Here is a 25,615-nt window from a genome sequence, read left to right on the forward strand (position 1 = left end):
CATTCATCACTAACAGATTTAGGTAATTATTAAAGCAGCTTAACAAGCCAATTATTTTTTCGAGAAGATAGGTTTTATCATGATTATTTTCTCAAGGCTATTGACGGCAATTTTGAATTCACGTACTATTTGTATAGCTTACTTTTTCAGCAAATTATTTTTCGTAGGACTTCGATGGTTCATTTTCAAGATAGGTCCAACAGAAAAACAGGTAATAAAAATATCAGAAGACAGAGGCGGGTCTTCATGAAATATGAAGGAGATATAAGATGACTTTAGAAAGAATTCCATGGAATCAATATTTTATGGCACAAAGTGTATTACTGGCATTAAGGAGTACCTGCACACGTTTGGAAGTTGGAGCAACAATTGTCAGAGACAAGCGTATTATCGCGGGCGGTTACAATGGTTCTGTCAGCGGAGATGTCCATTGCGTTGATGAGGACTGTTACGTAGTAGACGGGCATTGCGTGCGAACAATTCATGCTGAAATGAATGCTGTCTTACAATGTGCGAAATTTGGTATCCCAACTGAAGGTGCTGAAATTTATGTCACACATTTTCCGTGTTTGCAATGTACAAAAATGATTTTGCAGGCTGGAATCAAAAAAATTCATTATTTGAAGGACTATCGAAATGATCCTTATGCAGTGGAGTTAATTGGGAAAGCCGGTGCAACTGCTGAGAAAGTAACCTTGTCCAAGAAGTATTTTGCTGAGCTTCAATTGGGAGAAGAGGAAAGCAGCTCGATTGAAGAGCATTTGCCGGAATCTGAATAATTTCTGGATTTTTCCAGTTCTCTTTGCCGTGGCAGCAAGCTGTCTGCTTTTAGACATCAATAGCTTTACAGGTTTGTTTTTCATTTTCAGCCTGATTCGATTATATAGAACAGGGGATCACCGACTGATTCTTTTCGGCTCTGCTTTTGGCGTGCTGCTTTTAGTTTTTTCCTTTCTTATTCTTTTGAAGGAACAAAGGGAGGGGAAAGTAAGCGGTCAGGTTGCTGAGGTTATTCTGTCGATTGATTCAGATAAGATAAAAGTAGATGGTGAGTATTTGCAGCTGGAAGGACTACTGTCCCTCTCTGATGGGGAGAGGCAGCGTATACGAGCCAGCTACTATTTTGTATCTGAAGAAGAGCAGAAGAGCTGGCTGTCCTGTGATTATGCATTGGACATGGTTGTCTCTGGTGTTTTGGAGCAGCCAGCTGTTAGAACGAATTTGAATGGCTTTGATTATCGAAGCACTCTAAGAAATAGACAGGTTCATCAGGTTTTAACAATTGAAAAAATTCATCATATAAAACCTCAAAAGGTGCCTTGGCATGATGTTATGACACATATGAAGGTTTGGCGGAGAAAGCTGCTGCTTTATTGTGAGAAGCATTTTTTACCGGCTACTGCGGCTTATATTCAAATTCTTTTATTGGGAGAGCGCAGTGGGGACTCGGAACTGATAGATGCTTTTAATCAATTAGGTATTGTGCATCTTTTTAGTTTGTCTGGTATGCATGTAGTATTTTTCTTTCAGTTTTTTCGTTTTGGTGCATTAAAGCTGGGAATAACTATTGAGCATTGGTTCTGGCTTCAGTTAGTAATTTCTCTATTATTTGGTGGGCTGACAGGCTTTTCTATAAGTGTTGTTCGCGCGCTGCTTCAAACGAATATTTCAGAAGGGAATAGGCGTTTTCAATTTAACCTTTCACCATTGGATATTTGGAGCTTTACCCTTCTTTTCGGAATCATCTTTCAACCATTTATCCTCTTTTCCTCAGCTGGCCAATTCAGCTATTTTCTTTCTTTTTCACTCCTGTTCATTCGTTCAGCTATTGCGAAAATAGAGTACAGAATTCTGCAGCAGTTTTGCTTTTCAGCATTGTTGTCGCTGTTTACGCTACCCCTGATTGCCATCAGCTCTCATGAATGGCAGCCAATTGGCATATTTTTGACGTTTTTATTGATTCCTGTATTTGAACGCGTGTTGCTTCCCGTATTGACTGTAGTGTTTGTTTCATCCTTTTTTGTGAGACTGTCCTTGCTTTGGGAAGGTCTTGAGGCAGCGCTTAATGTATTGAATAAGCTGTTTCTTTATCTGAGTGAGTGGAATCATTTTACAGTAGGAGTGGGTCAAATTCCTGTTTGGTTATTTCTTGTTGAACTTGCTTTGTTATTTTTAGCGTTGTTATATATAGAAAAAAATTGGAAATATAGTGCCGTTTATCTGAGTATTTTGCTTCTTTTAGTCAACCAGAAATACATGTTCCAAAAAGGGATGGTAGCATATATTGATGTGGGGCAAGGAGATAGTATTCTGATTCAAGCTCCTTTTCACGGAGAAACACTATTGATTGATACGGGTGGAGCCTTGGCGTTTTCAAAAGAAGAATGGCGCATGCGGAAAAATAAGAAAAGTAGTGCGGAGTATACGGTACTTCCTTTTTTAAAGAGTAGAGGAATATGGAAGCTGAATAAGCTTTTTGTAACCCATGCTGATGCAGATCATATGGGAGATATTCTCGCTATCAGTCAGAGGGTATCCATTGAGCAAGTATACTTTCCGGAAGGGGCAGATCAGGATACACATTTTCTAAAAATTCTCGAGCAGTTGACCGAAGGGGGAACCAAATGTTCACCGATACTTTCGGGAGCATGGATTGATAGTTCTTTCCAGCTGAATATCTTATCACCAGCTTTGCCTGGGCAAGGTAGTAATGAAGATTCCTTAGTAATTCATACGAACATAGCAGGGCGAAATTTTCTGTTTACCGGTGATTTAGAGGAAGCAGGTGAAGCTGCACTAATCCGGAAATATCCTCGTTTGCCGATAGATGTTTTGAAGGTTGCTCATCATGGCAGTCGAACATCCACAAGTAAAGCTTTCATCGAAGCGTTTCAACCAAAACAGGCCGTTATTTCCAGTGGAAGAAACAATCGCTATGGGCATCCTCATACGGAGACATTGTCCACTTTATCAGATAATAATGTCGAAGTATTTCAAACAGCAAAGGATGGAATGATATACTATGAGTGGTTGCCTTTTACGGAGCTGTCAGAGGTCAGAACTATTTTGGTCTCTGACTAGATTTTGTCTGATAGTAATGGTAGGATGGATAGGAGAAAAGAGGGATTAAATGAGTTTGCAGACAGTTTTGAAAGAAATTAGAGAAAAGAAAATAGCACCGATTTATCTGGTTTTAGGTACAGAGATATATCTTAGTGAGCTATTTAAGACAGAGTTGCTGTCTCAGCTTTTTAAACTGGGGGATGATGAGTTTAATGTGACTGCCTATGATATGGAGGAGACCTCACTTTCAGCTGCGTTGGCAGAAGCAGAAACATTGCCGTTTTTTGGCGATCATCGCTTAGTTTTTATTGAAAATCCATATTTTCTAACCAGCGAAAAAAAATCAACAGGCATTGAGCATGATATGAAGGAGCTGACAGCTTATTTAGAACAGCCTTCTGATTCTACTGTCCTTGTGTTTCATGCAAATGTAGAAAAGCTTGATGAACGAAAGAAGATAAGCAAGCTGCTAAAGAAGAAAGCAGTAGTAGTTGATGTTTCTCCAATGGATGAAAAAGCATTGAAAACATATGTGCAGCAATCGATTCAAAGTGAAGGGTATACGATTGAGCCGAAAGCATTTGATTTGCTGCTCCATCTATCTGATTTTCAATTGACAAAGGTGATGGGCGAGCTGCAAAAGCTGTATCTATTTTCTTCAGAGGAGAAGCGTATCCTGTTGACCACGGTTGAAGCATTGGTTCCTAAATCATTGGAACATAATGTATTTGATTTAAGCTCAGAGATTCTTTCAGGCAATAGCGGAAAAGCCTTGCAGACCTATGGAGATTTACTGCTGCAGGGAGAAGAAACCATCAAGCTGTCGGCAATTTTAGTAAGTCAGATTCGACTGCTTTTACAAATCAAAATTTTGGCACAGTTGGGCTATCAGCAGGCAAATATTGCCGAGGCTCTAAAGATTCATCCCTATCGTATCAAGTTAGGCATACAGCAGAGCAAGCGCTTTGAGCTCTCTCGACTGGAAAAAATCTTTGATGAATTGGTTGAAAATGATTTTATAGTAAAAACCGGAAAGATGGATAAAGAGTTACTGTTTGAGCTGTTTATTCTTAAAATATCGGAACAAACCAAACGGTAAATGGATACAGACATACAGTCGATCCGGACCTTGTTTCATACTGAATATTGATTCAGTATGAAAGGAAAGAGTTCAGAAAGACTGTATGTTTTTGCGTATAAAAAGAAGCTGACAAAAGTCAGCTTCTAAAAGGTCAATTATTTAGCTAATTGTTTGCTTAAGCGAGATTTATCGCGGTTCGCTTTGTTTTTATGGATTAAACCTTTAGTTTCAGCCATATCAACAGCTTTTACAGCGTCTTTATAAAGTGCATCTACATTGTCAGCTCCAGCTGCTACAGCTTCTTCAAATTTCTTGATAGCTGTACGCATAGCGTTAGTTTGAGATGAATTTTTAGCATTCGCGTTTGCAGAAGTACGTACACGTTTGATTGCAGATTCAATATTTGGCATTTCTTTCACCTCCGATAAAATAGGGTCTTACAAATTGGACAATCCAAAATGTAATTCAACAGTAATCATTATACCGAATCCATTCAGTCATTGCAATAAAAGATGACAAGATTTTTTCCTTAACAGCTAAATAATTTTTTTCAAGGTGCTATGATGGTGCTGTTCCGTTCGTCTACTCAAGGGCTATCATTGGTAAAAAAGAACACAAGATTGTAGAATGAAGAAAAATATTGTGAAAGTATGAGGGTGTATGAAAAAGCGTATAGGGCTTATTATTATTGCCATGCTGATAGGAGCAGGAGGCTTCTTTTTTTGGCAAAGCAATCAAAAAACAACAGTAGAGGTCTCGTCAGTTGATGAGGGTGTAAAAAAAATGATGGATAGTAGTCCGGAGGATTTTATGCTGACGTTCGGTAAATCAAATGAAGAAATTCAAAATCGTCGCTCGATATTAAAAACGTTTATTCAGCAGAAATTGATGAAGGACGGGAATATCGTCACCAACTACTTACCTGATGCTGAACAACAAAATGTTGCAACCGGACATGATCTTTTAAGTGAATCTGCTGGGTTGTATCTTCTTGATCTTGCGGCTAAAGATACAAAGGGACGATTTGATGTGTTTTATAAACGAACAATGGACACCTTTTACGATGGTACACAGTTCAGTTACCGTGTTTCAGACAAGGGGGAGAAGTATAAAGTAAATGCCAGCTTGGATGATTTGCGTATTTTACGGGCATTAATTATCGCGAAGGCTAACTTTGAGACAAATGATTATGATGACGACATTCAAAGCATTAGTGAAAAGTTTATTAAAAATTCAACCAATGACGGGCTTCTGATTGATTTTTATGATGAGGAGCATGATGAAAAATCACAGGAGATTTCGCTTTTCTATTTAGATTTTAAAACTTTAGGTTATTTGTATCAGCTGCATGGGATTGATGTGAAATATTTGCAGTACCAAGTAAATCTTGCAAAAGACGGATACATCTCTGATGATTTTCCTTTGTATCATCAGAAGTATAGCTACCAAGCAGAAGAATATCAGGATGGTGAGAGTGTCAATATTATTGAATCTCTATTGACCATTCGTTATCTGGCAGAAGTTGGCGAAGCGCAGCAGAGCAGCTTAGATTTTGTTAAAGAGCATGTAGCGAAAGGAACCTTGTTCAATGCCTATGATCTCAACGGCAATCCTGTCGATAAAAATCAGTCTGCTGCCAGTTATGCGATTGCTGCACTCATTGGTTATTTTACGGATGATGAAGAGCTTTATAAACAAGCTGTATCTATTCTGGAAAACTTTCAAATGATGGATGCAACAAATGTCCTTTACGGAGGCTTTGGTGATCCGATCACGAAGGAAGTTTATTCTTTTAATAATTTGATGGCACTCCTCGCGTATGGGCTTTAATGGGAAATGAGGGATTGATGATGAAGTTTAAGGATTTATTACGTTCGCTGAGCCGGTATGTATCACCGGCGTGGATGGCGGTGCTGCTTGTTGGAATACCCGCAATTATTTTGCTTTTTATTCCGCCAATTAATGGCTTGGCGGATAATGGCGATTATTTTATGATATTGAATACAAACAATCTGTATATTCAAAATCCGGAAACCTATCAATACAACAGCTATTTTCAAAACGTTTATGGTATCAGACAGTTTTTTAATCAAACGGATACCGGTTTTCTTTCTACCGGTGGGCTGTTTATTACGGTAGCAGTCTGGCTGAACAAGCTTTTTTTCAGTAGTCATTTGTTCGATCTGCGGTTTCTGGGAGCTGTCTATCTTATTGCTTTGCTGCCGGCAATCTATCTATTAACGAATGCGTTGACGTTTGGTATGGAAAAAAAGCGCAGCTATATTACTGCTGCAATTGTAGGCTTCATGTTTGGTGATGGGATGTACATCATTTATTTTAATTCATTTTACCCGGAAGCGGCTGCGTACATCGGACTGCTCTATTTTGTTGCAGTACTGCTTTATTTTTTTAGAGTAAAGACCAGTGTCTATGGTTTCTCCATCAGTATGTTGGTTTCTGTTCTTATTTTTATCGGCGCATATCGGCAGTTTCTCTTTTTGATTGTCGGTGTAGTAATTACAGCAGCAGGCTTGCTAACCTATTTGTCGAATCGAACTCAGCAACTGACATTAGTTGCTACAGTTTTAGGATTGACGGGCTTATTTATAACCCTGTTTACATTGACTCCTGACATGACCTATGATCGGGACGTCTATCATAGTGTGAATCGCGGCTTGAATTTGGATGCTGAATCACCAGGAGAAATCTTGGCAGAGGGCGATGTGAATCCGCAATATGGATTATTAAGGGGCTCCAGCTATTATGATGAATTTTCACCTATTCCATTAAACTCAGCTTCATTAAAGAAAGAGTTCCTTAATCAAACCACTCATCTCTGGGTTGCCGCTTCCTATTTTTTGCATCCTAAAGAGCTGTCCAAGCTGTTGGCTATAGGGGTAAAGGATATGTATTTGATAAAGCCAAACGAACTAGGAAATTATCTTGAGAAGGATAGTAGTGAGGCTGGTCAGAAAACGAAGTTTTTTGCATTATACAGTCAAATAAAAGCAGCGGTCTTTCCAAAGAATTTTGGTTTCTTCCTTTTGTTTGCAGCAGTCATTTTAGTTGTTTATGGTATTGGCTTTTATCAAGGCCTTAAGAAAGGTCAGCGTTGGCTTTGTTTTCGATTTTTTATTGTGTTGGGATTATTTCTTAACTTCTTCCTGACATTTATCGTTGCGGCTATATACGTAGGAGATGCTGATTTTACCAGGCACCTATTTTTAACCTCTGTTTACTTTGATTTGCTTCTATTGGTGTTTATTTCAGACTTACTGGGAAATAGGATTTTGTCAGATGAAAGGACGTCGTTTATATGAAAAAACTCGTCATTATATGCTTAGGTATTGTCTCGGGTCTGTTCATGTTTACGACGAAAGCCGAAGCAGCAGAGTCAGAACGAGTTCTATTGGTTTACGATAGCTTGAATTTGGCGGATGAAGGTGAAAAAAAGGTTGATTCTCTTCAGCGGCTGTTAACAAGTATGGGGGTTCAGGTGGACACCGTACAGGATAGCGATTACCTGAAAGGAAGCTTGAGGGAAGATGTTTACACAGGCGTCCTTTCTTTTGTGAACTGGACAGAAAAAGGGATACGCTCAGAGGTGTTTGTCAAGGATCGAGCAGGGTTTAATGGAAAAAAACTGCATATTGGAATGGCAGTCATGGAGGATGAAGCGCAAGACTTCGATGGAACCTTTAAGCAATTAAGTCATCGGCAATACACCCTCACTCATCAAAAGGAACAATACCGACAGCAGCTGGATTATCAGGATCAAAGCTTAATTTTGGATGATGCTTCCGGCACTTCATTTGGTACGTTAAAATCACAGGAGCTGACTGAAAAAACCTATTCCTTTGGAGTGATTCAAGGCAGCAGCGGGTTTTTACCTATGTACGATACAACGGGCGCAATTTTTCTTCAAAGTGCCGAGCTGATTCAGGCATGGCTTGGAAAGAACAGTAGTTTCAAACCAATGCTGACGTTTAAAGGCTTCACGCCGGTAAATGATATGGAGATTGCTAATTCATTTATTGATGAAATCAACCAAAAGGCATTGTACTACGTATTAAGCTCTACGGGTACACAACGAAACAATGAGTTGCTTACTTATAAGATTTTTATTGAGCTGTTAACCAAAGCTCAAAAATCAGGGTTGATCTTTCTGACCGTGCCTGCGGTAAACAGTGTGGATCTTAACGATAATCATGCACTGAGGGGGATAATGGAGGAGCAGATTAGTCTACTTGTTTCAAGTGATTTATACCCAGTGGGTATTAGTGCACCCGGCTACTGGAATCAGGATACACAGTATCGAGCGGATGCGTTAGCCTATTCGGAATCGATTATTTTAGAGGAGAACCCCTCTCAAGAAGATATACATTATCGCGTACAAGACAATCGGGCGGAAACCTATCCGACAGCATTTTATTCATTAACGATGCAGGAGCTTGAGGATGTCGAATGGTTGCAGTCCGGCAGATATACAGAATATGAGTTTCCAACTGCTGTTAGTCTGGCCATTGATTTTCCAACGGATCGTTCATCAGAAAAACGTGCGTTGGAGGTAATTGAGAACAGTGTGTTCAATTTTGGACAGAATTATGATGAAAAATATGTATTTCAAGTAGATACACAAACACAAAATATTGCGTATATAGATGGACGACTTGCATTGAATGGAAAAACCGTTAGTCAGTTTGTATCAGATGAACAGACTGTATTGCCGGAGGAAGAGTTCAAAGGACTGTTCGCGAACTTCTTTCAACGAGTGAATGTCGGATTAATTTGGTTTATCGCTAGTGTATTAGTTATCTTAATTTTGCTGTTCGTTCGTGGTAATCGAAATTATCGATCAAAATACATGAATCAGGGAGGGAAAAAGAAATGACGATTACAGATATCATCATGTTGGCGGCGACGCTGATTATTTGGTCGCTATTAATTGTCAACATGATTTTGGTTATCGCAGGTTACATCTATTACTTGCGAACAGACCCTAAAGGCCCGCCTGAACTGGATGATGAAACGGCACCATTTGTTACGATTATGGTTCCGGCTCACAATGAAGGAATTGTGATTGTAAAGACAGTAGAGGCACTTTTGAATTTTAATTTTCCTCAGGATAAATATGAAATTATTGTAATTAATGACAATTCCAGTGATAACAGTGCAGAGTTGTTAGAGAACTTAGGCAGAGAATACCCGAGCCGCAACCTGCATGTTATCAACACAGACAGTATTACCGGCGGCAAAGGAAAGTCTAATGCTTTAAATATAGGTTTCAAGCAAGCAAAAGGTGAAGTTATTGCAATCTATGATGCAGACAATACCCCGGAGCCTAATGCTTTACGCTATCTTGTGGCTGAACTGGTCGAGGGGGATGAGTATGGAGCAGTCATTGGAAAATTCAGAACTAGAAACAAAGAAACAAATTTGCTAACAAAATTTATCAATATTGAAACGTTGGCTTTTCAATGGATGGCTCAAGCCGGTCGATTCCAGTTGTTTAAGCTTTGTACGATACCCGGAACAAATTTTATTGTTCGCAGAAGTATCATCGAAGAAATTGGAGGCTGGGATGATAAAGCGTTGGCAGAAGACACGGAAATCAGCTTTAGAATCTACATGATGGGCTATAAAATTAAGTTTCAGCCCAAAGCTGTCACTTGGGAGCAGGAACCACAAACGCTCTCGGTCTGGTTTCGTCAGAGAACTCGTTGGGTAAAAGGAAATATTTATGTCATTGTCAAAAATGCAAAGCTGTTATTCGATCATCGAGCTAGAAAAATCCGCTTTGACATTCTTTATTTTCTATCCATTTATTTTTTGCTCATGACATCACTGGTTTTATCTGATGTGTTCCTAGTGTTATCGGTGTCCGGTTACGCGCATACGAATCTGCAGGGCTTCAGCAACTCGTTATGGGGCTTGGCAGTCGTTTTGTTTATCTTCAGCACATTTCTTAGTATTAGTACGGAAAAAGGGGAGATGAATCTCCAAAATATTGGTGTTATCAGTCTAATGTATGTGACCTATAGCCAAATGTGGCTGGTGGTAGCAGCTTATGGAATGTTCATGTATATCAAAGAAAAGGTATTCCACAAAGAAAACGCAACAAAATGGTACAAAACAGAAAGATTTAAGTAAATGATTTTCAAACATTGGTATTACTCGATTTTTGTTTCTCTGAATACCCTTTTTAGAAATTTAAATAATTTGCTAACTTGTTAATGGATTCTTTCTCAGCTCCTTTTGTTACATGAGTGTATATATCTAATGTAGTTTTTACATTTGAATGTTTGGACCTTTTTTATTGTTGCGCCAGACTCAAACAACAATGAGGCTTGTGTGTCGAAAGGAATGTGCGTAATTTTCATGTCAAGTTCGTTCAATAAGTAGTTGATTTTCTTATGATCGTGAACCATTCATTAGGTCGACAGAAAATTAGCTGCTTATTGTCGTTTTTTTGTCTTTGTCCAAAGGAGAAGAGCCATTCCTTTTGCTGCTTTTTTCATAACTTAAGTTCATTCATAGTAATTGTATCTAAGGATAGTAATCGTTGTGAAGGTTTAGTTTTAGGCGTTGAAATTGTGTACTTCTTATTAGTATAGGCAGAAGTGTTAGTAATTGAAACTGTACCTTGCTTAAATCAATGTCATCCCATGTTAGTGCGTAGAGTTCGCCTTTCGTATTCCGATGTGGGCTGCCTTTTCGGGTAGTTAATCTATCCCAATCTGCAAGTGAAAATTGTTTTTTATTTTTCTATTTTTGTCAAAAAGTGTAAAAGTTATTCATGAAATAAATAGATTTTATACATGCTTATGTTATACTTACATATGTAAAAAATATATCTTAAAGGAGTTTTTCAAATGGCTAAAAAAACATGGGGAAAAATTGGATTGGTCGTCGCTGGATTAGCAACAATATCGTTGTTAGGAACTGAATTTTCTGGTGCAGATGAGAAGAAAGTGTACATATCAGATGACAATTTAAGGGCGGCTGTTCTGGAGTCTGCAAAGTATGATCCAGAGACAGGTGAGGAAGTAGTTATTGAAAATGAATTACCAACAATTAGTCAAGTAGAAAAAATGAAAGATTTATATTTCTATAATGTACGATCTCTAGAGGGCATTCAGCATGCCAAGAGTGTACAAAGGCTAAACTACTCTCCTGCTCATGATGGAGAAAGTGTTATCGATTTTAGACCTCTTTCGGGTATGGACAGTTTAGAAGAGTTTTTTGTTTATAATTTCGAACCAAATCGTACAACACCGTTAGATATTTCAGCATTCGGAGAATTAAAAAGCCTAACTTATTTACACTTAGGATATTTTGCTTCAGTATTTGATTTCAGTCCATTATCAAAAGTGGAAACACTTGAGCGTGCTACAATATTAGGACATGGGATGGTAGAATTTCCTGTAGTTTATATATCGAGAGATACGAAGACACATATGATGGGACATCCAGTGACATATTCGACTCAGTTTGATGGAGAAAGAAGTGTCAGTGTTAATCTTAAACATGATGAAGAATATTTGGAAGATGAAGCGACTGTAACTCTTGAAGGAACAAAAGTAACAATCACTAACATTAGCGAAGAGGCTAATAAAATTCATTTAAGATTTGAGGCCAATTCTCAAGATGAAAACTTTTATGCAGGTACAGATTGTGTAATACCAATCGTTTGGTACTAAGAAGAAAATTCAAGCCTAGTCAGATTGTAGTGACCCCAAAAAGTCTAACTTTTTGGGGTCACTACATAATTGAGTTTCAGGGCTTTTTTTTTGCATCAAAATGAACCCCCTTTGAATACCTTTTTTTAATATTTTATGTTATTAAACAATACATATGATTGGCTAAAATGTTGATTTGTAGGTAATATATCTTTGTATGCCATTATTTTTTTGAGAAAACAAAACAGAAAGGTTTAAGTGAGGGATGACGATGAAAAAATTACTTGTGTTTTTAGCTGCCTGTTTGGTGGTGAGTATTCCATCTGCAGCACAAGCTGAAACGGAGGAGCAGAGCAATCACAGTTTTACACAGCCATTTCAAAATGTGACTGGCTCTTTGACGGGGACCTCTGTCAAAGCAACGATGTATTTCACCAGAATTGATTATTGGGATGTAAAAAAGGCAACGTTCAACCTGAAATATCAGATTACTCAACTGGAAAATGACGAGGCCTCCGATATAACGGTAGCTGTCAATGGCGTGAAATTTTACTCTTGGCGACCAGACAAAACAACAGAAATCCAAAATGAAACAATCGATATTCCCTTAGATTTAGTCAGCAGCTCCAACACACTTACGGTTGAAGGGCAGATTATTAATGCAGAGGGAACTGACAGCTATAAACTTGTGCAGACTCCGGCGAATTGGTTGACCATTTATGACGGATCAAATGTGAATTTCCAATATGATTTGATGTTGCCGGAAAATACCATTCACTCTTTTTATAATCATTTTGCAGGTGCTGATACGATTGCCAATCAACAAAGCACAATTGTTGTTCCGACGGATGCATCTGCGGCGGAGTTGTCAGCAGCATCATATGCTTTGACAGGTGTTTCAAGAATTATTACAGCCAGCGAAAACTATTTGCCTCTGCAGTCGTTATCTGATGAAGCTGCGCTAGCAAAACCATATGTGCTGATTATCAGCAGGTATGATGAACTGCCGGAAAAATATAAGAGTCAGATTGATGAAAAAGAAATCAAAGACAAGGCGCTGCTGAAGTTCTTTAATACAGAACAACAACATGTTCTGGTTGCGACTTCCAACGATGAGACACAATTGATGAATGCAGGGCGTTATATCGCCAACCAAGAATTGATGACTCAGACAGAAAAGGCAGAGAAGGTTATTGATGAAAACACGAAAACCTTTACCTCCTCTTTAGAGTTTGATGGGAATATTCCGTTGACCTCAAGTGGTGATAAGCTTACCGGCAGTTACCATCAAGAGCAGGTTTACTTTGTAGATTTACCAGTTGATAGAAACAATGCAGATGGAAGCTCATTGGATATTCACATGAAGTATTCTGATAATCTGAATTTCGATAATTCCTTAGTAACTGTTTATGTCAATGATTTACCAATCGGCAGCCAAAAGCTCAGCAGAAACAAAGCAAACGGCGATCAGCTACAGCTTGATTTTCCTAAAGGTTTGGAAATTTCCGATGCGTTTGTCATCAAAGTTGCCTTTGATTTGAATGTAGATAATCCTGAGGTATTGAGAAATAGTGATACTCCTTGGGCACTGATTGAAAATGATTCTAATGTGTTTATTCAAACCGAGGAATCAGATGAAGTGCTTTTCTCTAACTATCCTAATGTATTCATTCAGAATCAAACCTATGCAGATTTAGGCGTTGTCTTGCCGGAAAAACTAGATACTGATTATTTCAAGGCATTGACAAATGTACTCAACCTTCTTGGAAATTATACACAAAGTAACACGGGAGATATCACCTATTATCAAAGTGAACCAAGTAAGAAGGAATTGGTATCCCATAACTTGATTATTCTTGGAACACCAAAGGATAACCCATTAATTAAAAAAATGAACAAGGATCTATATTTCCAATACTCTGATTCGTTTGATACATTTATTTCTAATGAAAAGCTGAGTATTGAATCTGATTATGGCAAAAGTATCGGAACGGCTCAGCTCTTATTTTCTCCTTACAACAAGGAAGCTGTGTCACTCGTTTTAACGGGGGTTAATTCTGAAACTGTTTATCTGGCCTCTACTCAGCTAAAATCCCAGGCCAATACATCGATTTATCAAGGGGATGCTGTTGTCGTTGATGGAAATTACCGCCGCTATGATTATCGCTTTAAGAAGGAAGCTTCTGCAGAGGAAGAGGATTCAGTCATTTCAAGAATCATTAGTCAGAAGGATGCCTTGATTTACAGCATCGTCTTTATTCTTGCCGTCGTAACTGTAGCGTTGGTTCTGTACTACATTATTAAACGTTATTATCCAAATATAGGTGGAAAGGGGGAGGACCGAGATGAATGATAGTAAAAAACGCGGTGTAATTATGGACCTGTGTCTGTTGGGCTTCATGACAGTTGTTCTCCTGACTGCCATTTTTATGGCGATTGGACCGCTTGGTTTCTTTTTCAATTTGATTTGTCTCATGGTCACCTTCATACTTGTGATTATCACTTATTTCACAAGTATTGTTACGGGCTTGATTTTCAACCTATTGTTTTTCTTTGCTCAACTTGTCTATGTTTTCTATGTTAGTATGTATAAAGATGGTTTTTCTCTCGGTTATGTTTTTTGGCTGATTGTTCCGCCGGTGTTATGTTTGCTGATATATGGTATTACGTTACGACTCAGGGAACAAATTGCAGAGAATATTCAATTGAGAAGAAGTAACACGCGATTAACAGCTTTGGATCAAGAAACCAATTTACGAACCTTGAATATGTTTGACGAAGATTTTTCTGTTTTGGCAATGGGAACACAAGACCATCCAACACAGCTCAATATGATGATTATTCGGATTCGTTACTGGGATAGTTTGAAATCCAGACTGACAAATGATCAAACGAAGGAACTGATACACATGATTACGGAGCAGGTCAATACCTGTTACAACGATCAAAACTTCAAATATATCATCGATCACAGTGTTCCTACTTGGGGAGTCTTGACTTTTCACGAGATGAACGAGTTGAAAGTGATTCGCGCACGTTTAAAGGAAGACCTTCAAAAGAAAGTAGCTACTTCTGAAATTTTGGGCAGCCTTAAAATTGAATTGATTATTTCAATTGCCAACTATGACAAGGAAGAAAACAAAACCTCCACTGATTTGCTGGCGGCTGGGATTAGAGAACTGCAATATGATGTTTAGTTAGCCGTGAATCATTTATTGGATTGAAATAGGACGATCGGGATTGATACAGCGAATGATAACCTGAAGATTGGAGTGTGGATGGAATGAAGAAAGTAATTGTAGTTTTTGGTACGAGGCCGGAAGCTATCAAGATGTGCCCGTTAGTGAATGAGCTGAAAAAGCGAGCTTCCTTAGATGTAAAGGTCTGTGTTACCGGTCAGCATAGAGAAATGCTGGATCAGGTGTTAAAAGTATTCGGTGTAGAGCCTGACTATGACTTAGCGATTATGAAAAAAAATCAGACATTGTTCGATGTAACCAGTGCCATTCTGTTAAGCATTAAGCCAGTCCTCGAGCTTGAAAAGCCTGATGTTGTCTTGGTTCATGGCGACACAACGACAACCTTTGCGACTGCCTTAGCTAGTTTCTATCTTCAGATTCCGGTTGGTCACGTAGAAGCTGGTCTGCGAACATACAATATCTATTCTCCATTTCCGGAAGAGTTCAATCGTCAAGCGGTTGGTTTGGTCGGTAAATTCCATTTTGCTCCTACAGAGACAGCAAAGGAACACTTGTTGAAGGAAGGAAAGTCTGCTTCTGATATCTATGTCACAGGAAACACTGCAATCGACGCGTTAGAGACAACAATCAGTTCCTCCTATCATCACAAGGAGCTTGACTGGGTAGGAGAGGACCGCTTAATTTTGATTACAGCTCATCGGAGAGAAAACTTAGGTGAGCCAATGGAGCATATGTTTAAAGCAATCAGAAGAATCATTGATGAACACGAGGATGTGAAGGCTATCTACCCAATCCATCTAAATCCTAAGGTGAGAGAAGCCGCAGATAAATATCTTTCCGGTGATGATCGTATTCACCTGATTGACCCACTGGAGGTTGTTGATTTTCATAATTTTATGGAGAGAAGCTACTTGATACTGACCGACAGCGGGGGCATACAGGAAGAAGCGCCGTCCCTTGGAAAACCTGTTCTTGTTATGAGAGACACAACTGAGCGCCCTGAAGGTGTTGAAGCTGGTACGCTCAAGTTGGTGGGTACTGATGAAGAAACAATTTATAAGAGCTTCAAGCAGCTGCTGGAGGACCCTAAAGAGTACGAACGAATGAGTCACGCCAGCAATCCTTATGGTGATGGTTTGGCTTCAAAACGAATTGCAGATATTCTTGAGGAAAAAATTTAAAACAGAAGACCTGCTTTGAGTCATAATCAATACTCAAAGCAGGTCTTCTGTTTTTTATTTGGTCTTACAGAGTTATAAAGGATTAAAGTTTTTCAGGAATCATAGTCGCTTGTTTCTGAGATTTCATCGGCTTATCTGTATTGGTAGGGATTGTTCGGAGTAGTCTCAGTCCGTTAAGAATAACTAGGATTGTACTGCCCTCATGACCAATTACACCAAGCGGAAGATTAATTACTTGGAAAAGATTAGAAAAAATCAATACTAAAATTACTGCGGCGGAGAAAATGATATTTTGAAGGACAATTCGTTTAAGCTTCTTTGATAGCAGATGGCTCATTTGCAGCTTTTCAAGGTCATTTTTCATCAAAACGACATCTGCAACATCCATCGCAACATCTGTTCCTTCACCCATCGCTACACCGATCGCTGCATTGGCTAAGGCCGGCGCATCGTTTATCCCATCACCAACCATTCCGTTTACGCCATATTTCTCTTTTTGTTCCTTAATTAAGCGAGTTTTATCTTCAGGTAAACAGTTTGCATGAATTTCGTTGATAGGTAAAGCTTTTCCGACTGCCTGAGCCGTTTTCAAATGGTCTCCGGTAATCATTGTTGTATGAATCCCATTCTCTGTGAAGTAGGTTAGAACCTGTTCAGCCTCTGGTTTTGGCAAATCCAACAAACCAAAGTAGGCTGCCAGCTGATCCTCTTTAAATAGGTAAATCACTGTTTTTCCTTCATCATGTAAAGTCTCAATATTCTGCATCAAGTCGGTTGAAAATGGTGCTGTTTCTGCGAAGCTTTGCTTCCCGATTCGCCAAGTTGTTCCGGAAACCGAAGCCTCCATACCAAATCCAACGATGTTTTTTACTGTAAGATTATCTAGCAAAGGAACGGAATCGTCTTTAAAGTAAGACATGATAGCTTGTGCCAACGGGTGGGTAGATTTTTGCTCCATCGAAAGCAGAATATCAAGCCCTTCTTTATTTTCAGTTAGAAAAACAGCATTGGTCACGGTTGGTTTTCCTTCAGTCAAGGTTCCTGTTTTATCAAAGGCAATCGCTCGTAATTCAGCTAGATTTTCAAGATATACGCCGCCTTTGAAAAGTACGCCATTTCGAGCGCCGTTTGAGATAGCCGCTAATGTTGCCGGTGTAGCGGAAGCCACCAAAGCACAGGGGGAAGCAACCACAAGAAGAACCATGCCACGATAAAAGCTTTCGTCCCAGCTCCAGCCAAGAAAAAGGTAGGGGATAAGAATCATCAAAGGGATGATAATCAATACCACTTTTACATAGACATTTTCAATTCGTTCAATAAAACTGGCTGTTTTTGACGGAGTATTTTGCGCTTCATCTACTAAACGAATAATCTTGGCAAATAGTGTATCTTCAGTGTTTTTTGTAACCTTCATGGTAAATGACTCACCTAGATTAATTGTGCCGCCAAACAGTTCATCGCCATCCTTCTTTTCGACGGGAATAGATTCGCCACTGACTGCAGCTTCATCAATTGAGCTATTTCCTTCCAGCAGTAAGCCATCGATTGGAATGCTGGCTCCTTTGGGAACGAGCAGCTGATCGCCAATTTGCAGCTCGCTGACAGCCAGCTCCTTCGTTTGACCATCTGGCATCATTTTAAGTGCTGTTTCAGGTTGCAGATTAATCAAATTAGAAATTTCTTTTTTACTTTTGTTGGTTGCATATTCTTCTAACGCACCGCTTAAACAGAAGATAAAGGTTAACATTGCGCCTTCGAACCAGTTACCGATGATACATGCACCAATAGCTGCCAGAGCCATCAATAAGTCGACATTCAAGTGCTTATTTTCAAAGGTGTCAATCAAACCTTCTTTCGTTTGCTTAAACCCACCGAATAAAATTGCGAGAATAAATGCTGCTGGATAAAGAGCTAATTGGGCTGTTTCCATGATTAGTCCGGTAAGCATGAATAAAAGACATAGGACAGTAGCAAGCAGTGCTTGTTTTTCTTTGGATAATTTCATTTTCATCGCCTCCTCAATTAGAGCATAACACACTATCACTTATAATTGATAATAAATATGTCTAATTGAGAACGATAGTGATTATCATTTAGAGGGAACCTAGTTATAAGTGGGTTTCTTGATTGGTGAAATTCTAATCTGTAATGATAATCATTATCAATTGGAGAGTAAGAGAAAATCCTTTTTAAAAATAGAGAGGCTCCATTTCTAAAAAGGATTTTTTTAACTATTTTCAGTTTATGACACGGGATATTTGTCTTCTTGAAGCTTCCACAGCTGATCTGTAAGAGCTGAAATAGCTTCTTTACCATTTTTTCCATTAGTAAATACAGAAAGGATGAACGGGTGAGAAGACTCAAGAATGCCCATATCATGAATGTCGTCATCATAAGAGCCAATCTTATGAGCAACTTTACCGGTTGTTAAAGCTGTTTCCAAACGTTCATGAAAAACTGTTTTCTTCATATAGTCATAAATTTTCTGATATTCCTTGTTTGTTTCTTTTTCCTTATAAAGCTTCAAAAGAATGTCTGCACCATCAGAGGACGAAAACTGCGTATCTTCAACATTTGCTTCTCGTTTGAAAAAGTATCTATACAGCTGTTTTTTTGCCTGATCGTTGCCGCCAAATAAACCGTAAAGCATATTTTTCGCAATATTATCTGAATAAGTAATGTTGTATTCCTGAAGTGTTTGGAGGGAGTAGGTTGGTTGGATATTATTGATAATCCGACCGGTTCCTTCCTCATAATCCGTTTCTTCTTTATAAGTAATCGTGTCGTTCCATTTCAGGACGCCTTCATTTACCTTGTCAGCGACCATCATCGCTAAAGGAACTTTAATTGTACTGGCTGTATAGAACTCTTTTTTTCCATTGACAGAAATTTCCTGACCTGTTGTCAAGTCAATATAGGTCACAGCCATCGTACCATTGAAGGAAGCAGACGCCTTGTCCAATGTTTTTTGAATTTGATCATAAAATTCTTTTTCTGCAGCTTCAGTATCTGACTCAACATTTGGCTCTTCACTATTGGAAGCGACGGTTTGTTCAGGTACAGGTTGAGCAATAGTACCTAAAGAAGACGTGTCGCTGGAAGAAACGGTAATCGCTGGCTGAGCAGTTGTTAAAGGCAATGAATGACTAAAATCAGTACTTGAATCTGCAGCAGCGCTTTGAACGTTTTCATCAGCTTGTTCATTCGTTGATGAAGCGGCTGATTGGCTCTCTGTTGTTGAGACGGATGTCTGTTCCACCGCATAGTCTAATGTATGGGTAGAAAAAAAGAAGACAATGATCAAAAAGAAACAAATAAAGAAAATCGTGCTATAGAAGCCTATTTTCTTTTTTTCCACTATTTCTTTCCTCTCTAAAATAATTCTGAGACAGTTCCATTTAATCATTTTTCGAATTTTTTTGCAAGGTGAAGATAGAAAAGACCAATCTAAAGGAAAGAGAGAAGTGCTTTTTCCGATATAAAGCAAGCCTATCTAGTCAGTTTGAAGTGTACGATTATTGATAGATGGATTCGTTTTATTTTTTTGTCTGAGAGCAGGGCTGTGCCTTCCCATTCAATTTTTTCTTAGATATCAATTCTTTTAAGCTATTTTTAAGTTGGCAAGTCTAAAGTAAGACTAGTTCCGACATGATTATTTGGCTAGGAGGATATTATATGGATTTTTTAAGACGGGCATTACTAAGTATGAAGGCAAAAAAGGGAAGGACGCTATTATTAAGTGCGGTGTTTTCAGCAATCTTGATTTTTGTCTTGGCGGGTTTGACGATTCGCAGTGCGGCATTGTCTGCAACTGAAAATGCTAAGAAGAGTGTCGGTGCGACGGTTACATTAACGACAAATCGTCAAAATGGAATGGAGCGCTCAGAAGGAGAAGATGGCAGTGAACGACCGGATCCAAGTAGTTTTACTGTGACACCGGTTAATTTGGAGGATGCGGAGAAAATAGCTGCGTTAGCTAATGTGAAGAGCTATTCCTTCATTTCTTCATCTTCTGCGGGAGCAACGGATGACATCACGCCTATTTCCAGTTCAGACGATTCAGAAGATACAGCAACCTCATCATCGACAGAAACGACAGATGAAGGAATGATGGGCGGCGGCCCCGGGGGCATGATGGGTGGTGGAGAAACTGGTGGCGGCGCTGCAATGATGCAGAGCGATTTTCAAGTAACTGGTGTCATGGAGCTGTCTATGTATTCCGGTTTTTCTGAAGGAACTTCCAGTATTGTTGATGGTGAAGCAATCACAGCTGAGGATGAGGGAACAAATAATGTGGTGATTGAACAAACCCTTGCAGAAGCAAATGAGTTAAGTGTGGGAGATACGTTTACCATTACAAGCCCTGATGATGAAGAAACAACCTATGAAGTGACAATCAAAGGTATTTATGAAACATCTGAAAGCAGCAGTAGTATGGGGACGATGTTCAACTTCTTGAACCCTGCGAATACATTGTACAGCTCTTATACATTTGCGAATACGCTAAAAGGTGAGGATGCAGAAGGGACGATTGATTCAGCCAGCTATACACTTTCAGATCCTGAAGCAATGGATCAATTTGTAACAGAAGCGGAAGCATTAATCGATACAGACACATTCAGTTTACAAACGAATGATCAAATGTATCAGCAAATGTTGCAGCCGTTGAATAATGTTGCCAGCTTTGCGACAAATATTGTTGTCTTGGTAGCAGTTGCCGGAGTGATTATTTTGACACTGATTGTGATGATGACGATTCGCGAGAGACGTTATGAAATTGGTGTGCTGCTTTCATTGGGTGAGGCAAGAGTGAAAGTAATTATGCAGTTCTTTACTGAAATTTTGGTGTGTATGTTGTTTGCATTAGTTGTGGCATCATTTAGCGGAAACATTGTCGGAAATGTTATCGGCGAACAATTGCTTGAACAGCAGACAGAGTCAACGCAGACAGCATCGAACGGAAATAACGGTATGAGTGAAAACGGACCTGGTGGAAATCAAGGTGGCGGACCTGGCAACTTTGGCAGTATCGGAGCCAGTTCACAGGAAGCAGCTCAGGAAATCCAAGATATGGACATCACTGTGACTGCGGATCAAATTATTATGCTTGCTGGTGTAGGTGTGCTTATCAGTTTTGGTTCTATCTTACTATCATCAGTAGGAATCATTCGTTTGCAGCCAAGAAAAATACTAACAACATAGGAGGAAATGTATATGCTTGAAACAAAGAATGTTGGTTACTGGTATACCAATGAACAGGATTATCTATATAAAGACATTGATTTAGAGTTTCATAAAGGGAAAATGTATGCCATTCTAGGCGCCAGCGGCTCTGGAAAGACAACCTTTCTATCGTTAGTATCTGGATTGGATGTACCGAAAACCGGCACGATTCAATATAACGGTGAATCATTGAAAAATATTGGTTTACGAAATTATCGTCGCAACGATGTATCGATTATTTTCCAAGCGTATAATCTGCTTCCTTATATGTCAGCATTGGATAATGTATTGACTGCTATGGCTATCTCAGGACTGAAGAAGGAAGATAAGAAGGCTTACGCATTGGAACACTTGGCAACAGTGGGCATTGATGAAGCACTGGCAAAAAAAAGTGTGACCCAACTTTCCGGTGGTCAGCAGCAGCGGGTAGCAATTGTGCGAGCGCTATGCTGTGATCATGAGCTGATTGTTGCAGATGAACCGACAGGAAACCTGGATGAAAAAACATCGGAGGACATCGTAAAACTGTTTCAGAAGGTTGCTCACGATGAGCACAAATGCATCATTATCGTAACTCACGAGCAGGATGTGGCAAATGCCTGTGATACAGTCTATGAATTGAAAAACCATCAATTTACAGAAAAGCAAAATAACCAAGAAGAAGCAACCGCATAAATAGTGAAAAAACTCAGACAATGGAAGCCACTAGCTTCTACTTGTCTGAGTTTTTGCTTGTTCTTTTAAAATATTCTGCATGAGACGGGAATCGGTACTGATTTTTTCACCAATCGTTGTATCTTTTACCTTGATTCGATCGATTTTGCGATCGACTATCTGTCTGCTGGAGACAATATCATCCCCATTCACAATAGCAGTCTCCTTATTTGAGAAGGGCTTATGAGCAGCCAGATGCATACCGTAAGAATTATAGATTAGGGTATAGCCGCCGATTCCAGTGATCTTCTGGTAGGATTTTGAGAAACCACCATCGATAACTAACATCTTGCTATTGGCCTTGACCGGTGTTTCTCCTTTTCGTACTTTGATGGGTGTATGACCATTGATGATGCATCCGGTATCGGGATTTGCTCCAAATTCTTTTAACATGTTACGACAAACCTGCTCCTGTTCCCGTAGTAGGTAATAGGGGTTTTTCTTTTCAACATGGAGTTCGGGAACATCAATGAAATAGCGTTCAAAAGTCTTCATAGCTGTTTTCCCAAATAAGGAGGAACCTTCTCCACACCAGAGATACCAGATGATATCCGTTAGCTCTTCAATACAACTGGAACGGTTAGTAAAGGCTGAAGTGATACAACGGTCGAAGTAATCCAACAGTTTTTTTCCGGAGTAGGACTTACCTCTGAAGGAAACGGATTGGAAATCACCGTTTTCTGTTAAAGGAATACAGCCGTGAATCAGCAAATTTTGATTGTAATTTAGATAAAGAGACCCTTTTTCCATCAAAAATGTCATGTGTTTTTCAAGTCGCTCTGATTGTTGCATCTGTTGCAGCAAGTCTTCAAAAAGCTCTTCTTCCTCGCTGGTCAGGGCATAGGGCTGTTTTGGATCAACCGTTTGAAAGCACGCGTTGATTAATGGATAGGTCTTTTGTTTAACTGTGACTGTATGCTTGGTAAGCTTGTCCAATAATAACCGATCCGTCATATTAAAATCTGGCCGTCTGAGAATAACTTGTCCTTCAAGCTTTTGTTGAATAATGGCAGCTGCTTGTTGAATCAGCATGCTGTCAATTTGTTCCTGCTTGGAGAGCGTACTATAGGGATTCTTTTTAGGAGCAAATGCTAAATTATGTGTGTAATGTTTTCTGCTAAACCGTCTCAAAGAAGAGAGTGAAATTCCATAAGCATTCTCTAAAAGCTCTAAATTCCCATAGCGGGCACAAATCCTTAACACATTGGCAAGGCAGGCTTTCGAACCGCAGAAAGCACCTAACCAAATAATATCATGGTTGCCGAATTGGATATCTACAGAGTGATAATCAATAAGCTTATCAATGATTTTATCTGGGTGCGGTCCTCTATCATAAATATCACCGATGACATGCAGATGGTCGACAATCAATCGCTGTGTTAGGTGGCATAGAGCAGAAACAAAGAACTCCGCTTCATTTAGATCAATGATTTTTTCAATAATCTGTTCATAATATTCTTGTTTGTCCGCTTCTTCATCGTAAGGATAAATCAATTCCTCCAAAATATAGGCATATTTCTCAGGTAGCGCTTTGCGAACCTTGGAACGGGTATATTTGCAGGAACAAAAACGAACAAGCGTAATCAGCTGATGGATGGTTCGGTACCAAAAGCCGGAGGTTAAAGTTTCCTGCTGCTTTAGGAGGTTGATTTTTTCTTTAGGATAGTAGATAAGGAAGCAGAGAGAATTGATATCTTCTTCAGAAAGAATTTTACCAAAGATTGAATGAACCTTTTCTTTGATACTTCCTGAGCCATTTCTCAGGATATGATCAAAGGCTTCAAATTCACCATGCAAATCACTGACAAAATGTTCTGTTCCTTTTGGTAAGTTTAAAATGGCTTCCAAATTGATAATTTCAGCAATCAACTCGTTTTTTTGTAATTGTTTCAATCAATCTGCCTCCTTTGCAAGAAATATTGCTATTAAGTCGTTTTTCGATTATTATTCTGTCAGATTTTCAATAATAGAAGAGGTTTCTTCAATTGATTTTTTCTCCACATCAATAACAACAGAGTTATACTTTTCAAATACTTGATTCGCGTAAGTCAGCTCATCCTTAATTCTGTCGCAATTCGTATAAGCCGAGTCTTCCTTGAGGCCTAATGAGTGAAGGCGAGACTTCCGGATATCTCTTAAGCTTTCCATTGATGTCGTCAAACCAATAATTTTCTTCGAATCTATCATATCCAGTTCTTTCGGAAGAGGAACCTCCGGAATTAGCGGTAAGTTGGCAACTTTATGATTTCTGTTAGCCATATACATACTCAGCGGCGTTTTTGAGGTTCTTGATACACCCAAGAGAACATAGTCGGCTTCAAGAAAGCCTTTCGGGTCTTTTCCATCATCATAGCGAACAGCAAATTCAATTGCGGCAACACGATTAAAATATTGCTCATTCAATTTATGCAAGGCTCCGGGCTCTTGAAGAGGGGCAATCCCGAAAGTTGATTCGATAATTTCGCTAAGCGGGCTCATGTAGTCGACAAACTGAAGGCCGGTTCTTGCAGCAAAATCACGAACCAAGGCTACTAATTGTTTGTTAACCAGTGTCGTAACGACGATAGCCTTATCATGTAAAGCATCCTTCAAAATAGGCTGTAATAAATCTTCATCTGTGATAAATGGAAAACGCTGGATATCTCTCATGTCAATGTCTGGATATTGTGCAGAGACCGCTGAGATAATTTTTTGTGCAGTTTCTCCTACAGAGTCGGAAATTAAATAAATCTTTACATTATTCTTTTTCATAATCGTCAAACACTCCTAATAGTTTTCATTTTCTATATCTTTACCGGCAAGGATAAAGTATTCCATTAATTTTGTTTTTGTCAGCTTCCCAAGCACCTTTGTCGGGTTAGACTCATCAACAACCGGTAAGGTATCTACACTATGGAGAAGCAATAAATCACCTGCTTCTAAAATAGTATGTTCTCCGGTAACTGTTGTGATATTGGGCATTCTAGTCATGATGACAGCTACAGGTGTTTTTTCTGTATGAGGATTACTGATTGCTGCTCGTAGCAAATCTTTCCGAGAAAGCAGCCCAATCAAATTCTCCTGTTCGTCTTTGACATAAAGCGAGCCGACATCATACATAAACAGATTGGTAACAGCATCGTAAATGGTTGTAGACTGGGGAATTAAGAGTGGAGGAATCATGATATCCTTCACTTTTTTTCGATAAAGCTTTTCATACAGCAAAGGCTCAACCGTTTGACCGGTATAAAAATAACCAACTTTTGGTCGTGCATCAAGTAGACCAGTCATTGTTAAAATCGCCAGATCGCTGCGAAGTGTTGCTCTGCTCAAACCCAATGTCCTTGCAATGGATTCACCGCTTATCGGTTGATTTTCCTTCACAATTTTAATGATTTCCAGCTGTCTGGAAGTTAAATTCATTTCGCATAACCTACTCTCTTAATGTGACATACTAATTATTATATATGTGGTCATATATAAAATCAAGTGAAA

The 25,615-nt window shown here is 39.1% G+C and carries 19 protein-coding genes; 13 read left to right on the forward strand and 6 right to left on the reverse strand.

From position 1 onward, the window contains the following. Nucleotides 1-269: 269 nt before the first annotated feature. The 3 genes from IW510_RS12620 to holA are packed head-to-tail and all read left to right on the forward strand — an operon-like array spanning nt 270 to nt 4,162. Nucleotides 270-779 carry a ComE operon protein 2 gene (locus tag IW510_RS12620; RefSeq protein WP_202060183.1) on the forward strand — a complete coding sequence of 170 codons (510 nt, stop codon included), beginning with the start codon at nt 270-272 and terminating at the stop codon, nt 777-779. Further along, nucleotides 751-3,081, forward strand: a complete 2,331-nt coding sequence (locus tag IW510_RS12625; protein WP_202060185.1) for a DNA internalization-related competence protein ComEC/Rec2 — start codon at nt 751-753, stop codon at nt 3,079-3,081. Before IW510_RS12620 ends, IW510_RS12625 begins: the two co-directional genes overlap by 29 nt. A 49-nt stretch (nt 3,082-3,130) precedes the next feature. Next, entirely contained in the window at nt 3,131-4,162 is a 1,032-nt protein-coding gene (gene holA / locus IW510_RS12630) for a DNA polymerase III subunit delta (protein ID WP_202060187.1), read from the forward strand. Between the two features lie 137 nt (nt 4,163-4,299). On the opposite strand, the gene rpsT is transcribed toward holA, so the two are convergent. After that, nucleotides 4,300-4,554, reverse strand: a complete 255-nt coding sequence (gene rpsT / locus IW510_RS12635) for a 30S ribosomal protein S20 (RefSeq protein WP_202060189.1) — start codon at nt 4,552-4,554, stop codon at nt 4,300-4,302. Nucleotides 4,555-4,804: 250 nt separating this feature from the next. Here rpsT and IW510_RS12640 point away from each other — a divergent pair, with 250 nt between their 5' ends. The 8 genes from IW510_RS12640 to wecB all read left to right on the forward strand — a co-directional run bounded on the left by IW510_RS12640 (nt 4,805) and on the right by wecB (nt 16,204). Next, complete coding sequence (locus tag IW510_RS12640) at nt 4,805-5,974, forward strand: hypothetical protein (RefSeq protein ID WP_202060191.1); 1,170 nt, start codon at nt 4,805-4,807, stop codon at nt 5,972-5,974. A 17-nt stretch (nt 5,975-5,991) separates the two neighbouring features. Beyond that, nucleotides 5,992-7,464: a glycan biosynthesis hexose transferase WsfD gene (gene wsfD / locus IW510_RS12645; protein ID WP_202060193.1), complete on the forward strand. Its 1,473-nt coding sequence runs from the start codon at nt 5,992-5,994 to the stop codon at nt 7,462-7,464. Then, nucleotides 7,461-9,035 carry a hypothetical protein gene (locus IW510_RS12650; RefSeq protein WP_202060195.1) on the forward strand — a complete coding sequence of 525 codons (1,575 nt, stop codon included), beginning with the start codon at nt 7,461-7,463 and terminating at the stop codon, nt 9,033-9,035. Before wsfD ends, IW510_RS12650 begins: the two co-directional genes overlap by 4 nt. After that, a complete protein-coding gene (locus tag IW510_RS12655; protein WP_202060197.1) occupies nt 9,032-10,294 on the forward strand; it encodes a glycosyltransferase in 1,263 nt (420 codons plus the stop codon). Before IW510_RS12650 ends, IW510_RS12655 begins: the two co-directional genes overlap by 4 nt. A gap of 722 nt (nt 10,295-11,016) precedes the next feature. Then, nucleotides 11,017-11,844, forward strand: a complete 828-nt coding sequence (locus IW510_RS12660) for a hypothetical protein (protein ID WP_202060199.1) — start codon at nt 11,017-11,019, stop codon at nt 11,842-11,844. A 250-nt stretch (nt 11,845-12,094) separates the two neighbouring features. Next, complete coding sequence (locus IW510_RS12665; RefSeq protein WP_202060200.1) at nt 12,095-14,176, forward strand: cellulose biosynthesis cyclic di-GMP-binding regulatory protein BcsB; 2,082 nt, start codon at nt 12,095-12,097, stop codon at nt 14,174-14,176. Next, nucleotides 14,169-15,020 carry a diguanylate cyclase gene (locus tag IW510_RS12670; protein WP_202060202.1) on the forward strand — a complete coding sequence of 284 codons (852 nt, stop codon included), beginning with the start codon at nt 14,169-14,171 and terminating at the stop codon, nt 15,018-15,020. Before IW510_RS12665 ends, IW510_RS12670 begins: the two co-directional genes overlap by 8 nt. 86 nt (nt 15,021-15,106) lie before the next feature. Next, a complete protein-coding gene (gene wecB / locus IW510_RS12675) occupies nt 15,107-16,204 on the forward strand; it encodes a non-hydrolyzing UDP-N-acetylglucosamine 2-epimerase (protein ID WP_202060204.1) in 1,098 nt (365 codons plus the stop codon). A gap of 82 nt (nt 16,205-16,286) precedes the next feature. Here the strand turns inward: wecB and IW510_RS12680 are convergent, their stop codons facing one another. Continuing rightward, nucleotides 16,287-18,209, reverse strand: a complete 1,923-nt coding sequence (locus IW510_RS12680) for a heavy metal translocating P-type ATPase (protein WP_202060206.1) — start codon at nt 18,207-18,209, stop codon at nt 16,287-16,289. Between the two features lie 237 nt (nt 18,210-18,446). Continuing rightward, a complete protein-coding gene (locus IW510_RS21335; RefSeq protein WP_330932654.1) occupies nt 18,447-19,562 on the reverse strand; it encodes a serine hydrolase in 1,116 nt (371 codons plus the stop codon). Between the two features lie 317 nt (nt 19,563-19,879). On the opposite strand from IW510_RS21335, the gene IW510_RS12690 reads away from it, so the two are divergent. Then, nucleotides 19,880-21,406: an ABC transporter permease gene (locus tag IW510_RS12690; protein WP_202060208.1), complete on the forward strand. Its 1,527-nt coding sequence runs from the start codon at nt 19,880-19,882 to the stop codon at nt 21,404-21,406. 12 nt (nt 21,407-21,418) lie between these two features. Further along, nucleotides 21,419-22,102, forward strand: coding sequence for an ABC transporter ATP-binding protein (locus IW510_RS12695; RefSeq protein WP_202060210.1), 684 nt, complete (start codon nt 21,419-21,421; stop codon nt 22,100-22,102). A gap of 30 nt (nt 22,103-22,132) precedes the next feature. On the opposite strand, the gene IW510_RS12700 is transcribed toward IW510_RS12695, so the two are convergent. The 3 genes from IW510_RS12700 to IW510_RS12710 are packed head-to-tail and all read right to left on the reverse strand — an operon-like array spanning nt 22,133 to nt 25,543. Further along, nucleotides 22,133-24,034: a fructose-1,6-bisphosphatase gene (locus IW510_RS12700; protein ID WP_202060211.1), complete on the reverse strand. Its 1,902-nt coding sequence runs from the start codon at nt 24,032-24,034 to the stop codon at nt 22,133-22,135. A 51-nt stretch (nt 24,035-24,085) separates the two neighbouring features. Further along, the gene (locus tag IW510_RS12705) at nt 24,086-24,892 is read right to left on the reverse strand and encodes a pyruvate, water dikinase regulatory protein (protein ID WP_202060214.1); all 807 of its coding nucleotides are present in this window, start codon (nt 24,890-24,892) and stop codon (nt 24,086-24,088) included. A gap of 15 nt (nt 24,893-24,907) precedes the next feature. Next, nucleotides 24,908-25,543: a helix-turn-helix transcriptional regulator gene (locus IW510_RS12710; RefSeq protein ID WP_202060216.1), complete on the reverse strand. Its 636-nt coding sequence runs from the start codon at nt 25,541-25,543 to the stop codon at nt 24,908-24,910. Between the last annotated feature and the right edge of the window lie 72 nt (nt 25,544-25,615).

Source organism: Enterococcus sp. BWR-S5, from assembly GCF_016745255.1.
In the GTDB taxonomy this organism is placed as follows: domain Bacteria; phylum Bacillota; class Bacilli; order Lactobacillales; family Enterococcaceae; genus Enterococcus_L.